This window comes from Microbulbifer weihaiensis (genome assembly GCF_048323715.1).
In the GTDB taxonomy this organism is placed as follows: domain Bacteria; phylum Pseudomonadota; class Gammaproteobacteria; order Pseudomonadales; family Cellvibrionaceae; genus Microbulbifer.
This window is the reverse complement of record NZ_JBLWFL010000004.1, coordinates 211,793-226,669: the sequence shown is the minus strand read 5'-3', so window position 1 is coordinate 226,669 and position 14,877 is coordinate 211,793. Positions and strand designations below refer to the sequence as shown.

The 14,877-nt window shown below is 46.4% G+C and carries 11 protein-coding genes; 3 read left to right on the top strand and 8 right to left on the bottom strand.

Translation table 11 applies throughout. From position 1 onward, the window contains the following. Window positions 1–4: 4 nt before the first annotated feature. Together ACNKU7_RS05665 and ACNKU7_RS05660 are read left to right on the top strand one after the other, a co-directional pair. Window positions 5–3,280 carry an AAA family ATPase gene (locus ACNKU7_RS05665; protein WP_418295993.1) on the top strand — a complete coding sequence of 1,092 codons (3,276 nt, stop codon included), beginning with the start codon at window positions 5–7 and terminating at the stop codon, window positions 3,278–3,280. A gap of 126 nt (window positions 3,281–3,406) precedes the next feature. Beyond that, complete coding sequence (locus tag ACNKU7_RS05660; RefSeq protein WP_418295992.1) at window positions 3,407–4,762, top strand: RWP-RK domain-containing protein; 1,356 nt, start codon at window positions 3,407–3,409, stop codon at window positions 4,760–4,762. Between the two features lie 48 nt (window positions 4,763–4,810). On the opposite strand, the gene ACNKU7_RS05655 is transcribed toward ACNKU7_RS05660, so the two are convergent. From ACNKU7_RS05655 to ACNKU7_RS05620, 8 genes are all read right to left on the bottom strand, one after another. Further along, window positions 4,811–5,929 (bottom strand): hypothetical protein, encoded by a 1,119-nt coding sequence (locus tag ACNKU7_RS05655; RefSeq protein ID WP_418295991.1) that lies wholly within the window; start codon window positions 5,927–5,929, stop codon window positions 4,811–4,813. Window positions 5,930–6,144: 215 nt separating this feature from the next. Continuing rightward, the gene (locus ACNKU7_RS05650; RefSeq protein WP_418295990.1) at window positions 6,145–6,516 is read right to left on the bottom strand and encodes a hypothetical protein; all 372 of its coding nucleotides are present in this window, start codon (window positions 6,514–6,516) and stop codon (window positions 6,145–6,147) included. Window positions 6,517–6,519: 3 nt separating this feature from the next. Then, entirely contained in the window at window positions 6,520–7,446 is a 927-nt protein-coding gene (locus tag ACNKU7_RS05645) for a hypothetical protein (protein WP_418295989.1), read from the bottom strand. Beyond that, window positions 7,439–9,517, bottom strand: a complete 2,079-nt coding sequence (locus ACNKU7_RS05640) for a tyrosine-type recombinase/integrase (RefSeq protein WP_418295988.1) — start codon at window positions 9,515–9,517, stop codon at window positions 7,439–7,441. Before ACNKU7_RS05640 ends, ACNKU7_RS05645 begins: the two co-directional genes overlap by 8 nt. Next, complete coding sequence (locus ACNKU7_RS05635) at window positions 9,517–11,394, bottom strand: site-specific integrase (RefSeq protein ID WP_418295987.1); 1,878 nt, start codon at window positions 11,392–11,394, stop codon at window positions 9,517–9,519. Before ACNKU7_RS05635 ends, ACNKU7_RS05640 begins: the two co-directional genes overlap by 1 nt. Further along, window positions 11,345–11,857, bottom strand: a complete 513-nt coding sequence (locus ACNKU7_RS05630) for a phage integrase SAM-like domain-containing protein (RefSeq protein WP_418295986.1) — start codon at window positions 11,855–11,857, stop codon at window positions 11,345–11,347. Before ACNKU7_RS05630 ends, ACNKU7_RS05635 begins: the two co-directional genes overlap by 50 nt. Before the next feature lie 291 nt (window positions 11,858–12,148). Further along, window positions 12,149–12,442 (bottom strand): hypothetical protein, encoded by a 294-nt coding sequence (locus ACNKU7_RS05625; protein WP_418295985.1) that lies wholly within the window; start codon window positions 12,440–12,442, stop codon window positions 12,149–12,151. Between the two features lie 114 nt (window positions 12,443–12,556). Then, complete coding sequence (locus tag ACNKU7_RS05620; protein WP_418295984.1) at window positions 12,557–13,426, bottom strand: DUF2279 domain-containing protein; 870 nt, start codon at window positions 13,424–13,426, stop codon at window positions 12,557–12,559. 409 nt (window positions 13,427–13,835) lie between these two features. Between ACNKU7_RS05620 and ACNKU7_RS05615 the strand changes: the two genes are divergently transcribed. Continuing rightward, complete coding sequence (locus ACNKU7_RS05615; RefSeq protein ID WP_418295983.1) at window positions 13,836–14,786, top strand: phospholipase A; 951 nt, start codon at window positions 13,836–13,838, stop codon at window positions 14,784–14,786. The last annotated feature ends 91 nt before the right edge of the window (window positions 14,787–14,877 follow it).

Sequence of the window (14,877 nt, the reverse complement as noted above, 5' to 3'; positions counted from 1 at the left end):
GTTGATGAGAATACTGCAAGTCCGCTTCAAGAACCTGAATTCACTGGTCGGCGAATGGCAAGTTGACCTGACGCACCCGGCCTTTGTGTCCGACGGTATATTCGCCATCACCGGCCCCACCGGCGCAGGGAAAACCACGATCCTCGATGCTATTTGTCTCGCCCTTTATGGGCGGACACCTCGCCTGAGTAAGGTCACCAAGAGTGGAAATGAAATCATGTCCCGCCAGACCGGCGATTGTTTTGCCGAGGTGACCTTTGAAACCCAGTCTGGGCGTTACCGTTGTCACTGGAGCCAGCGCCGTGCACGCAAGAAGCTGGATGGTGAACTCCAGCCCCCGAAACACGAAATTGCCAATGCTGATTCCGGCGAGATTTTCGAATCCAAGATCCGAGGGGTAGCCGACCAGATAGAGTCGGCTACCGGTATGGACTTTGATCGCTTTACCCGTTCCATGTTGCTGGCCCAAGGGGGCTTCGCCGCCTTCCTGCAGGCGGCGCCGGATGATCGGGCTCCCATTCTGGAGCAGATAACGGGCACAGAGATTTATAGTCTGATATCCATCCGTGTCCATGAACGCCAGCGTGAGGAGAGGGAAAAACAAAACCTACTCCAGGCTGAAACCGCAGGCATTGTGATTCTTGAGCCGGAGCAGGAGCAAGAGATTGGGCAGGTACTGGAGACAAGGCAGAAGGAAGAGGCAGACCTTGCAGCTAGATTTTCTGAGATCGGAAAATCTATTACTTGGCTCACCACCATCGATGGGCTGAAGAAGGAAATCGTCAACCTTGCCGATGAAGCGAGCAAGCTGCAGAGCGATATTGAGGTGTTCAAACCGAATCGTGAAAAGCTGGGTCGGGCTTTGGGCGCTGCTTCGCTGGATGGCGCCTACGCAACGCTCACCGCCACCCGCAAACAGCAGACGGATGACAGTGCAGGCTTGAAATCCGAGGAAGAGGCGCTTCCGGGGCTGGAATCCTCCGCCAAGGAACAGGCCGAGGCACTGAAATCAGCTGAGCAACAAACTGCTCGGGCCAAAGAAGAGTTGAAAGCGACTGCGCCTACATTGCAGAAGGTTCGCTCCCTGGATCAGAAACTTGCCGATCAGAAAAAGGCTGTATCGGAAGAGGATGAGGGCTGCAAGAAGTCTACGGCAAAAATTGATGCAGACAAAAAAGTCCGGCTCGAAGAGCAGAACAAACGATCCAAGGCTCATGAGACACGGGATCTCGGGGATGTCTATTTCAAGGAGCATGCACAGGACGAATGGCTGATCAGCGGTCTGGCTGGCGTTGAAGAGCAGATCGCTAGTCTGCTCTCCAAGCAAAATGAAATCGTTCAAAAAGATGCTGCTCAAGAAGCCGCCACGAAGGCTCTTGAATTGGCGACAAAGTCACTCGACGACTGTCAGAAACAATCCGGCATTCGGAAGCAGGAACTGGAGGACGCCTCAAAGCGGCTTCAGCAGGGCAAGGATGTATTGAGCCAGTTGCTGGGAGATCGCTTGTTGCGGGAATTTCGTACCGAGAAGGAAACCCTGCTGCGAGAAATGGCCTTACTTACGAAAATTGCGGAGCTTGAAAATCATCGGGAAAAATTGGAAGACGGCAAGCCCTGTCCACTCTGCGGTGCGACCGAACATCCCTACGCGGAAGGGAATGTCCCGGTTCCCGATGAAACTGAAAAGAAGATCGACGCCTTGGCCAGGCTGATCAGCAAAGCCGAGGATCAGGAAGCTGCCATCAAGAAATTCGACGAGGCAGAAGGCCTGGTCCGAAAAAACCTGGCGGAGGCCGAAAAGCTGGAGTCAGCAGCGGCGAATGACAAGAAGGCTGCCGAGAAAGCCCTCGCCGAGGTGAAGGACGACCTGGCGAATCTCCGTGCCGATTTTGCCGAACGCAGGCAGGCTGTTGCTAACAAACTCCAGCCGCTTGGTATTGCAGACATCCCAGAAACGGACATTTCATCACTGATCGAAACACTCAAGGCGCGGCTGACGGCGTGGCAGGCCCAGGTAAAGAAAAAGGCGGACATCGAGAAACAGATTGCCGACATCGACAGCGAGGTGAAGCGGTTGGATGCGGTTATCGAAACTCAAGGCACCGCCCTGGCCGAAAGGCTGGATCGTCTTGAAACATTGAAGAAGGAACTCGCCACCGGAAGTGATGAGCGTAATGAACTGTACGGCGACACGAATCCCGACGATGAGGAGCGCCGTTTAAACAAGACGATTTCTGATGCCGAAGGTGGAGAGAAGCAGGTCAGAGAGCGGCACAAAGAGCTCCAACAAAAATGGATTACTGCGAAGGCTCATGTCGAATCTCTGATGAAACGAATCAACCTACGAGGGCCGGAACTGAGAAGGCTTGAAACAGAATTCTCCGCAGCGCTCGCGCCGGTTGGCTTTTCAAATGAAGAACAGTTCCTGGCGGCCATGCTGCCCTCTGAAGCTCGGGCGGAGCTGGCAGCCACGGCCAAGGATCTGGATGAGCGTCAAACAGATCTGAAGGCCAGACAGAAGGATCGGGAAGCGCGTCTTGCTACGGAAGTTTCCCGCAAGGTCACCGATAAGTCGCTGGAGGAGCTTGAGCCTCAATTCAAAGAGCAAGAGGATTCTCTGAAAGAGCTGCGTGACATCATTGCCGGTCTTAAACACAAGCTTAGTGAGAATGCAGCAGCAAAAGAGCGGATAGAGGAAAAGCAGGCAGCTATCGACGCCCAGAAAAATGAGTGCAGTAGGTGGGACAACCTACACGATTTGATCGGTTCTTCAGACGGTAAGAAGTACCGAAATTTTGCACAGGGGCTGACTTTCGAAATGATGATTGGCCATGCCAATCGGGAGTTGCAGAAAATGACTGACCGCTATTTGTTGATTCGCGATGAGTCTCAGCCACTTGAACTCAACGTGGTCGACAGCTACCAGGCCGGAGAGATTCGCTCCACGAAAAACCTTTCTGGTGGTGAGAGTTTTATTGTCAGCTTGTCCCTGGCACTGGGTTTGTCCCACATGGCCAGTAAGAATGTACGGGTAGACTCACTGTTCCTAGATGAAGGTTTCGGAACCTTGGATGAGGAAGCGCTCGATACAGCACTAGAAACGCTCGCGGGGCTGCAGCAGGATGGTAAGTTGATCGGCGTGATTTCACATGTCGCTGCATTGAAAGAGCGAATTAGTACGCAAATTCAGGTGACTCCCCAAACCGGTGGCAGAAGCCAGATTTTTGGGCCTGGATGCGACAGGTTGGATGCTACAGCGTTGGCGGCAGACGCTGACTGACTCAATAGTGTCGGATGAGTTCAAAATAGCCTATAACACTTGATAAACCATCAAGGCATGGATGCAGTACGTTTACCTACTATCCAGTGAGACATATCGAGCTTAGCCATTGTTTGGTGTGGGAAATTGAAAAATAGTGCATTGTCACGTGAAGAACTGTTTGCTCTGGTTTGGGATCGTCCTTCCAAAGAGGTAGCCCGTGAACTGGGGATTTCCGACGTCGCGCTGGGAAAGCTTTGCAAACGACTGCAAGTACCAAAACCACCGAGGGGCTATTGGGCCAAGATTGCTGCCGGCCGTAAACCAAGAAAGCCGCCTCTTCAAGCCTACCGTACGGAAGTCGAGAAACGGTTAAATAAGCAGGCCACATCAACTACTCCTATACGGCTCTCCAAGCTGCAGTTGGAGTTTCTCAAATTGGCTTTTGATGAATTAGCCGCGACTGGAGTAGAGCTCGGAGAGCTTCTGCTGGCCTATGATGGTATTCGATCCATCCCCTCGGAGCTAGCTGCGCAGGTTTTGATCGTTCTTCAGACTCGGTATGAAACATGGGTTAAAGCGAGATCGACAGCTTCAAGTATGAATGGAGCCATTAGCAGTCTGAGTAATCTTGTCGGTAAATTGCTTCCTTATGCGAAGGAGCAGCTGTTAGTTTTCCATAGACAACCGGACGAGCGGTATTCTCGTTCAATGGGACCTAGCATCTCTATCCGGGCGACAGAAGATTTCCTGGGGCGAATTGCTCATCTTTCTCGGTTGGCGCGAACCAACGGCTGTGCCTATGTTGCGGTCGACATGTCGGCCTTGGAGTATGCGTGGTCTGTAAATCAGATATCTTCTCCCCGAGCGTATTCGAAAGCGAAGGCGGAGCTGTGCGTATCCTCTAATGAGGTCTGGATCAGAGTCCAGTTGGACAACTCCTGGTCCCATGATCAGTTCGAGACCGTTCGATTACCCCTAAGAGAAATTTGCCCAATTGATCTTGTACCGGCACAAGAACAGCGACTAGCAGGAAAGATTTCACGGTCCGGTATACAACGCCCTTACGCCGAACGTCTGCAAATATTACAGGAAGCTCAGGTATTTTATGAGGGCTTGATGGATGCGGCCTATGATATGGATAAAGCGATACCGAACGAGCGGCTCGCGCTATTCGATAGGTTGTGTTTCTCTAAAGGTGAGGCTGGCCCATTTGTGAATGCGCGGCGCGCCTGGCGGAGCCTGGAGACCGATCTGGAACAATGGGGGGAGGAGCTCGAAAGTGAGGCTGTAGTCCTATGTCAGGATATACTAGGCATCCGAATTGGCGACATAGTGTTGGTTGAGTCCGGTAAAAGCACTGTGCGACTTCAAGTCGAAAGAATGAGTGTATATTCATCTGATGGACGTGTCATATTCGGAGTGTGGGGGGCGAGATTCCGCAAAGATGGCCTACCAGGGAAGCGCTCTGAGCATTTTTCCATTGTTGTAGAGAATGACTAAAACCCGTTAGGGGGACCGGGAGATATACCGGTTATCCAGCAGGCTTAATTAAACTGTTTCCATCAATTGATCTGTGTCTTCTTCAAAGTATTTGTGGTTGTCCAAAATTACATTCAAACCAGAATCTACTCGAGAGCGATGAAGGTCACTTAGCAAATTGTCATGCACATATCTATTCACAAGGTGAACGTAATACTCTAGTGTGGTTTTTATGTCGTTATGACCTAGAAGCTTACGGAGGTCCTCGTCGAGCGCTGCATCATAGACAAAATGTCTGCCGAGTCTATTTTGCTTTTCTAGTGCTTCATATACAAAGTATGTTGCACAGGTGTGTCGCAGCATTCGGGCGTTGAATCGCGTTGCTCCAAACTCTTCTGATAGATGACTTGAGTGTATCTTCTCGACAACCTTATTAAAGTTATTGTGGAGCATTCCATATGATACGATATCACCTCGGTTACTAAGGAAGAGGCGGTTATTTCTAGGTGGGATCCCGTGCTTTAATTCATATAAGTGGGCCCGTTTCCTCCTAATAGGGATGTATAGTTCGCAAATAACCCGCCAAAGTTTTCCTGGAAACTGAATTGAGCGACGTTTACCTTTTGAATTAAACTCAAAATAAATTGATTGATTCTCCAGTTTGTCAGGAATGTCATCAATATCGTATGGTATGAATCCTGCGTTGCATCCAGTCCCTCTGTAAGGTATTTGGAAAAGGTCTTTTGGGCGTAGTCCGGTAATTCTTATTATCACAGCAATAACTTTGTATACTGCGTCGTCCATTTCGCTAACTGCAATTTCGAAGTCCGACTGTTTGACGAATTTTTGAATTTCCTTTTCATGGATGGCAGGCCGACCACAGGGGAGGTTGAAGCCAAGTCTACTTATAGTAACTGTGGAATTTATGTGAGCCAGCAGTTTCTGCTGTGAAATATTAATTTTAACCTCGTCAGCATCTAGATCTAGAAAGTGTCTGTACCCATTTTTTCTGGCCCACTGGTAGAAACTCCATATTCTATAGGCTATATGAGAGATGGTTCCATGGGTGGGTCCATATATGTTTTTCGGAGTGGGCTTGGAAATATGATTAATAAAACTGATAAATACGTCTTCATCCACCATTTGCCAGTTTTCAGCCCCAAATCGACAGTCTGTACCTTCAATCAAACTGTCATCCAGCCACTGAAGGAATCGCTGGAGTATATTTCCATAGTTTCTAGCTGTTTCATCACTCCGTGATCGGACTTTGGCGATATGCATGAGCCAATTAGTAGGCCCCTCTAGAACTTGGTAATCTTCACTAAATAAAATACCAACACGCTTTCGCATATATGCTTGGTGGTTTACGAGACCATTAGCAAAATGGAGGAAACACATATACTTTATCCTGGCAAGTCATAATCGGAAATTGTGGCCACAGCTGAGTCAATCTCGGTGGAAAATTCGAGAATTTTATCGTCTAGAGCACCAATAATTTTTTGTATTTCAAGAAGGCAGGTTTTGTCGTCTAGAGTCGAGATACATTTGTCTTTTTCATGGGTTTTTAATATGCCACGTTTGTGAAGTGCTTTTTCAATTTCTGCAAAGCGAAGAGAGACTTTAGCGTTTTGGTACAGTGCGCTGCGATTCAGTCCGCATGAATTGATAATTTTAATTTTCGATAGCTTTGACTTATCGTTTGAAAGATACAATGACCAATCTTCACAGTGCTCTCTATCATTAACAAATTTTTCAAATATTCTAATATTTTTCATGTTTCATACGATAATTATAGAGTTGAAGCCTTCATTTAAATGAACTTCTTCGAAGTTTGACGACTCATCTTCAATTTGCTGTATGATGAGGGTTTGCGCTGCGCCACTTATTTGCATCTCTGCGCGCTTTATGCATGTATTTTTCTCTGATCTTATTCGTACACAGTGGATGTCTGCGGAAAACTCTTTTCGTATGATTGCTAGGAAAACTTTTCGTATGTTTTCAGTTGTTACTGAAAAATCTATATAAAGTGAAATTCCAGGGTTTGCCGGGCTGTGTTTTTCAATCCAATCTGAAGTTCCCGACATCGGGAGCCCACAAAGTAAAAATATATCAACTACGCGTGCACCATTATTTTTGTTCAAGAACTCGTGAATTTTTTCTAAAAAATCAATTGTTATCTCTGTTTGCTTTACTGCATTCTTTGATTCAATTATGCGTTTGGCCGTGAAGGCTGATGTTGCCAGTGTTGAATTATTTGCAATGGCTAGTTCTAATTGACTTTTTAGCTCTTGAGTATATTTTTTTTGGCTAGTGAGCTCCTTAATTAATTTACTTTTTTCCGATCGCATCTTGGGTGTTTCTTGAGAAATCGCGTAGTAATACTGCACTCTATCTACGAGTTGGTTGAACATCTCAGCGGCGCGTTTACGCATGACATCGACTTGATCCTCTAGTTCTAACAATCGTCGACGTAGCTCTCTATAGGATGATTGTGAATTTTTTTGCTCAGTAGAGTCTCTAGTTATCGACCGCTCTCTTAACGTATCTCGAAATTTACTCCAGTCCGAATCAGAGGTCTGATTGATAGTTGCTCTTCCTATACCGGCGCGCCTTGCGACAGCGGAAATGCTGACTGTAGCATTTTCATCGGAGGCGAGTTCTTCCAGAGCTCTGTAGGCTCTTTCCAGAGTACATTTTCTAGCCATTTGATACTTTCTTCAAAAATGTGTTCGCTGCGTCGCCGATAATTTCTTCAAGGCGCTTATGGGCATCTTTAATTCTTTCTTGGGAGAACGATTTCTGTCTGTTCCCGCAATAGTGATGATTTATGATGTTATTGTGAAATATAATTTCGTTTTCAAGTGCGGGGATATTGTCTTCCACAAATACGGCAAATCGGCAATTGAAGGGATCGCATGCAAATATGTTCGGGTGAAGCTTGGACTGGTATTCATCTTCCAAAGGATCGCAAGGAGTAGGACTTGCTAGTCCCGGTGTTTTCAGGCAGATGGCCATATTGGTCCTGTGAAGCAGTTTCACTCCCTCGTCTAAAAAAGACGCTATATACTGTGATAGACTTTCCTTTCCGTCATTCTGAAGCTTTGCACGAAGTATTGGGGATTCTTCCGAGGTTTTTAGTATTCGCATTCCCCCGATCCCTCCAATTTTGTTATCTAGAACTGCTTTCAATACTGTCGCTAGAATTTCAGAATTTTCTTCAACCAATGTTTTCTTTACTTCTTCATGAACACCGGGGAGGGATAATATATATTTCAATGTCATACGAAGACTTGTATGAGAAAACAGATTCCTGATGATATCCAAATTTTTGGGGTCTTGATGTATTAAATATAAAGCTAATGATTTTCTAAATCTATGCGGGTGAATTTTTTCGTCAATTCCCAAACTGCCTGCTACTCTATTGCAGCTACGCTCCGCTGATGTTATGGAAGCTGGGTTTCCGAAACTAGATTTATAAAATTTTGATAGTAAATAACAGTGATTTCCATAAGTTCTGGATTCATGGCCAATTATTTTTAGTATCTCTATCGCTTTTGCAGCACAATTTGGTATTGGGATTTTCTTTAAATCACCCTGTGATGCCTGTGAGGTTTTAAAAACTGTGTAGGTGATCCAGGGATCATTTTCATAAGTCAAGCAGTCAGATTTCAAGGTTACAAGTTCAGATCTTCGCATTCCTGTGACACATAATATTAAAAGGCAGCACGCATCTGTTAAAGAAGTAATGACTTTGGCTATGTGGGATATACAGATATACTCGCCTTGATTGTGCTTTGAGATTCTTTGGCGAGTTGATAGCGGCCACCAAGGGGTACCATCTGGAAGTAAAACTGGGTTGAAAGATTTGAAAGTTGCTACACCCTCAATTGAACTTGGAGAGAGTGAGTTAAAATTATTGCTAATTTTCGATGGAGTGCTGTATGCACCAACCAAACTATGTTTAAATGTCTCGTAAAGCCATAGGCAATCTTGGCTATATTTTTCGATCATATCTAAGCAATAATTGAAGATTGTAGCGTAGTCGTCCATCGGCAGAGGGAGAAAAGGATTCGATTGTTCGTCGTATTCAGTTCGTAATTCTCTAACTCTCTCTTTACTTATTAGGTTTCCTGTCAGTGCCAATTCTTTTGGAAGAAGGCCTTGGCTAGAAACTTCACCCCAGAAGCGAAGCATGTAGCCAAATTCCCAACGTTGGCAGGCTGTATCTAGGTCATTTATATAGTTTTCAATTGTATGCTGGGAAATTTCGTTTATTGAGACTCCATTCTCACTTTCAAAAAGTCGATGTTCGATACTGAATGCTGAAATTCGCATTATTTTTTTGGAGTCGGTTAGGAGTGTTGAATATGAATTAACTTGTCCGGAGAGGTTAACATGGGGGATTCTATAAAAAAGCAGTGCTTGTGTTAGTCGCAGTGGGAGAAGGTGTACTGGCGCTGCTAAATTAAAACCTCTTTTGTAGGAGTAATTGAAATGAACTCTTATTGGTTTGTTCCCTGCTGACGGATAATCCGAAAAGTCCCATGTTGAATCTGCAAGATTACTTTTCGGGCTGACTTTTATATAGTCCCATTCACTCATTGGATGATCTGATAGGCGGAGTGAACTCGTGTAAGATTCGTTTTCATCCTCAGTTTCAAATTCGTTGGTGTCAGCGTTTGAATCGAAATCTGAGGGGGAGTCTTGATCTTCTTCATTTCTTGTTGCTATCCACTCATTAATTATTTTTTTTATTTCGATGTTTTCGTCATTCATTAAATTTTACCTCGCATAGTTAGTGGTAGCGAAAACTTATCTTGCATACATGAATCGCGAGCGAGGTTGATCTCTTCCTGGTTTCCCCAGTTTCCCAAGATCTCATTTAGTGCCTGAAACTCATCGCCGTAATTTTTTTCCCATTCTATATAATTGATTTTAGCGCTTAGGTTTTCCAGATCATTGATTCTTCGTGCTATAAACGGAAGTGATTCTTTGAATATTACGCATTTGGTACAAAGTGGACATTTATTGAAGTAGCTACACTTTGTGCCAGGGTTGATGAAGCGATTTGCACCCGGCCAATCTGGGTTCTCAGGGTCAAGGCAGCTTGCTATATAGGTTTGCCCTTCTGGTGAGAGCATATGTACTACTTGACGTTTGTCGACATCAAGGTCTTTGGAAATTTCATCGATGATTTTATTTTTGGTTTTATCTATGTTATCTGTTGCTTTTTTTAGCTCGATGAGTGAAGTGTCAGATAGAATTCGTGCGGAATAGTTTCGCAGGTCTGATACGTGTTTATTTTGTAGGCTACGCAATCGCGCTCCGTAAACTCTATTTGACCCTGATTCACTATCGTAGTGTTTGATTGTGGTGTCGATATCTGTATGACCTAGTCCAACCGAGATCTCATCCAAATCTAATCCTTGCTCTCTTCGCCTTGTTTCATAGGTTGTGCGAAGTCTGCGGATCTCTATCTTAGATTTTTTTTCGTTTCTATCCAGAGTAATTTGGTGCCGCTTCAAGAAATTGGCAGATATGTTCCAAAAATTTACTGCATCGATATCACCGGTGATTTCTCCATGTAGCGCCCATACGTTTTTTTTGTTTACAATTTTAAAGAGATTTTGATTTTTTATGTGCGGAGAGTGTTTAAATTTTATAACAATTGAGTGTATGAAATTGAGGAGTCTATACACACCATATCTATCTCTTTTGTTTGACCGGTGGATCTGGGATTTGTTGGATCGGTTTTTAAATCCGTAAATTATTGCATAGTCTTTGTCTATTAGATCATCTTCTATATGATCTTCAATGTTGATGCTGATAGAAGCGATCGTTTCAAAATTCCAGCCAGTTTGAATTAGAATCAATAAAACAAACGGAAATATAGTTTCTTGCGTAAACATCAGTGAACTGATGTATGCCATTTGGCCGCATTCCACTTCGCGTTCGTCAATAGTTAACTTCATTCTTTGAATCAGAATGTATAAATTTATTTCTTTTTCTTTATATTTTTTAGGAGATCTGAAGTTTTTAGCCCACTCAATTGAAAACAGGTAGTTGGCTTCTTCAAATGGAGTGTGCATAGGCCAATCAGGGTACCATCTTCTTGTTGTGGCGAGAGCTACGAGTGCTGACTGAGTTTCATTTTTGCCGTGAACTATACCCTTAGAGCTTACTTCTGTTCCGATTACGGGACGCCCGAGCTTAGATATTTCAATTCCTTTCTTTCGATAGATTTCTAAAAAATTATCTATAGTTATTTTTTCCTTTTCTATTAATTCATTTACGTTACTTTTTCTTCTTATGACCCATTCGAACCACTTTATATATTTTTTGTTAATGTCTCCTTTCGCTTCTTTGTCTTCCTTTTCCTTTATTAGGTCATGCATCACATTGTTAAGGGTGAGCTCTCGGCCCTCAAGCGGATCAATCGCGTGAAGTATTTCCTCTTGGTTCATCCAGCTTTTTATTACTTTTATTTCTCTCAGACATGCATCAACTATGGCGTTATAAATTTCATTGTTATATCCCTCTGTGGGCATTTCATTCTGAGATGGTCCCTTTGGCCAGTGGAAAGCCCTGCCAGCCCACGCCATTTCATTGTATTTTTTTTTGTGTTTTCTGGATAATATTTTTAAGCGCCCCAAACCGTTTCCGGTTTACTGTTCTCGCAGGGTAAGTTCGTATCAGAAATGCTCGGAAATGGAGGCATAGTTGCCAATCAATATCACCAATATTGATAACTGATTTATTCTTAGGTTCATTGCTATTAACGAATTCGATAAATTCTTTAATTACGTAGTATGTGTCTTGATGAGTTTGATACGCGACTATTCGTTTACCAACGTGAAGCTCTGCGCCGAGTAGTAGCTGCTGAATCAATGCTTTATTTGCGGGAAAGCGTAAAGCTAGCGGGGAAAAGTCATCGATAAATGGGCGGCCGCTGGTCTGATTTTTTACCGAGAAAGATTTATCGTTAAAATCCTCCAGCTTCTTCCTTCTTTGCCTTGCTTTTATGTCTTCTGGAGCGTTTGAAGGGAGAGTGTGTTTAGGCGCTGGGCGGTTTTTTTGGGCTAGTGCGGCTGGTGTGAAAGGATTCTTAGGAGACATGGTGGACCCAACTTTATCAAGATATAAATTTGGTCTCCAACCGTCAACAATCCTACCACGAGTAATCTATGCGTAGGAAATACTTCCTACAGCAGGGTCCATATTTGTCCCGCGCTAAGGAAAATTTTTCGCCTGTTCGTCTACGTGTTTTGTCGTTGATCAAACAAAACCTGATTTATCTGCTCAGTGAGATGCAGTCACAACCCGCAGACTTGACGGCCGCGGCACGATTTGCACCTGCATTGCTTTGGCTCTCAGCTTTAGGGAGGGCAACTACAGCAACAAGCAGGCTTACATTTTGTACAAACTGGCCATACTCGGAAAATCAAAGATAACATGTTCACAGCCCCGATAAGGGTTGATCGACTGGCTGAAGGGCAGGTCTGGCGAGCTGTTGGTGGCAATGATGCTCTTGGCTTTTTCCGCAAGCGCTACGGTGGCCACAGGTTCCTGTAGCTCCGCCTCCAGCAGCCAGCCGTCATTCTCTCGCGTAGAATTTTGCTCGACAAAGCGCCCCGCTAGGTTACTGACGGCGCCGCGGCCTTTGTGTTTTTGCGTGGGTGTGCAGGCGCTGTCGTTAGCCAATTTTTGCCACCATAATTACTGTATGTATGCACAGTTTAGTGGTGAGGCCAGTATTGGCGCAAGGCTATGGGGCGACTCACTATTCAGCCGCCATCAGGTGCATCCGTCAGTCGCTTACTCTGCACGCTCATGTAGAGGGCTTTTGAGATAACTGCCACGTGGTTGGTAATAGTGCGACAGGGTGGATCCATATTTACCCACCGCGCCAAGCTGCCGGGCGAACGGCTTGAAGATGAGCTCGTCGAGATTAAGGCTGATACCGACAAACAGCTCTGTTTCCCTTTCGGGGAAATAGGGTGCATCTGCCGCTTTAAAGCCCTGTGCCGAATAACCCAGGTTGAGTTCCAGATACCTGAGTGGGGTCTTTTTAAGCTTGGGTACCCCGGCGGCCTTGAACGCCAGCAGATAGCGCATCCCGGTGTAGTCCGTCACCGGGTGGAATCCTTTCATGGCTTTCGAGGGGATATAGTCGAGCCGATAGTCCACCAGCTGCTTTAGTTCGGGGTAGCGGGTTCTGAAATAGGAGAGTGCGATGCCGGTGGAGTTGAATACCACATCTTCATAGGAAAAACCGTGGTCGGCGGAGTAGCCGTCAAATAATTCAACGTACAGCATCAGGCTACTGGCCCAAAGCGCACTATAGGTTGCGGCAAAGTCCGCCTCATTATTTCGGGAAAGCCCGTGACCGATGGCCTCGGTGATCAGGTAAGAGGAGTACATGTGCCCGAGCTTGTCGACACCGCCGCTGCCGGTATCCATGCCAAACCACCCTTCCTCATTGAACTTGAAGGATGAGCTTCCCCAGTTCCATTCCTTGGCCCCCAGGTAGGTGATGCCGCCCGCAATAGCGCCAATTTCCCACTTGGCGTCCGCCAGTGATTTCCCGGTGTCGGCCCAGGTTATGCTGCCGGCCTTCGCGAGTGGCGAAATAAACAGCACCAGAATCAGTGCCAAAGGCTTCAGAAGATTGGTCGTGCGTTGCATCGGTGAATCCTTGCGAGGAAATATCCAGTGGCAGGTAAATGACGATCAAGCATCCGCAGAGCGTGCATCTTGAGTGCGGGTCGGGGCAGCTGGGTCAAGAGGAGTCTGGCGACCGCTTGACGCTTGATTCTTCGGCGGCGAAAGGATACAGATTTGAGAATTGGATCACAATTAAAGTCTTTGAGCCGATCCGGGTGCACTGGGCCGCTGCAGGAGCCGCCGTTTAACCTGCGCTGGCACCAGAATATTGTTAAAGGCCTCGATAGAGCACAGTTGGTTTTTCGCGCAGCTAAACTTTTCCCGTCTTTGGCTTCAAGGAGTGAGAGCCATGTACGTAGTTCTGCGACCGTATATTGCTTGTGTGTTTCTGCAATGCATCCTGGCTCCCGCGTCTGTAGCGGAGACACTGATGCCAGACTTATCGACGGCGGGAGCTCTGGATGGGAACCCGGCAGCAAGCAGTTGCACAGGACAATGCGCCAGCAATGAGGTGCTGGCGGTCGAGTCGGTGTATGCAGAAGCCAATGTTGATGGTGATGGCGATGGCGATCAGGACGGTGGATTGTCCGAGCCTTCTATCAGTCGGCATATCCTTGCGATATCGGAGGCGGTCGACAATCCCTTTTCGTTCATTTCCCACCGGGCGAATTATTTACTGCCAGTCGCGTATCGAGCGCTATCGCCAGAAGACAGCTTGACGGCCAGTGAGCGATATGGATTGCCAAGCGTTGACCCCGTAGAGGTGCAGTTTCAGCTCTCTATGCAGGTGCCTGTCTGGCATGGATTTATGGGGGAGTATTCCTTTCTCAGCGTGGCCTATACCAATCACAGCTTCTGGCAGGCGTACACTGGCTCTGGTGTATTTCGTGAGACCAATCATGAGGCCGAGCTTATTGCCACATGGCTTGGTGATTGGGGATTTTGGGGGGCTCGCCAGGTGGTAACCCAAGTGGGGCTCAGCCATCAGTCCAACGGCCGGGGTGGTGCTTTTTCCCGCGGATGGAATCGCGTATACACCAATTTTCTGTTTGAAAAGGACGACTATTTTCTCTCTTTCAAGCCCTGGTACCGGCTGGCTACCGAGCGGGATCAAGGCCACGGTCCCGAGCTTGATGCCAGCCTCGGGTTCTTTGAGTTGGCCGGCGGTTATCGCTCGGATGGCTACATTACGTCGATCATGCTTCGCAATAACCTGCGTTCAAAAAACAGGGGGGCGTTCGAATTAAGTTGGAGCTTCCCCATTGCCAATCGGCTTCGCGGCATAGTCAAGTATTTCGATGGTTATGGCGAAAGCCTGATTGACTATCCCGTTCGGGTACAAACCCTGGGGGTCGGCGTAGAGCTGGCTCCAGGGTTCTGACAGTCATTTTACGCGAGGAGCCGTTCCCGGCAGTTGGGACAGCCACAGTCTGGGGTAGACCCGCTGGTACTTTCTGGCCGCGCATTCCTTC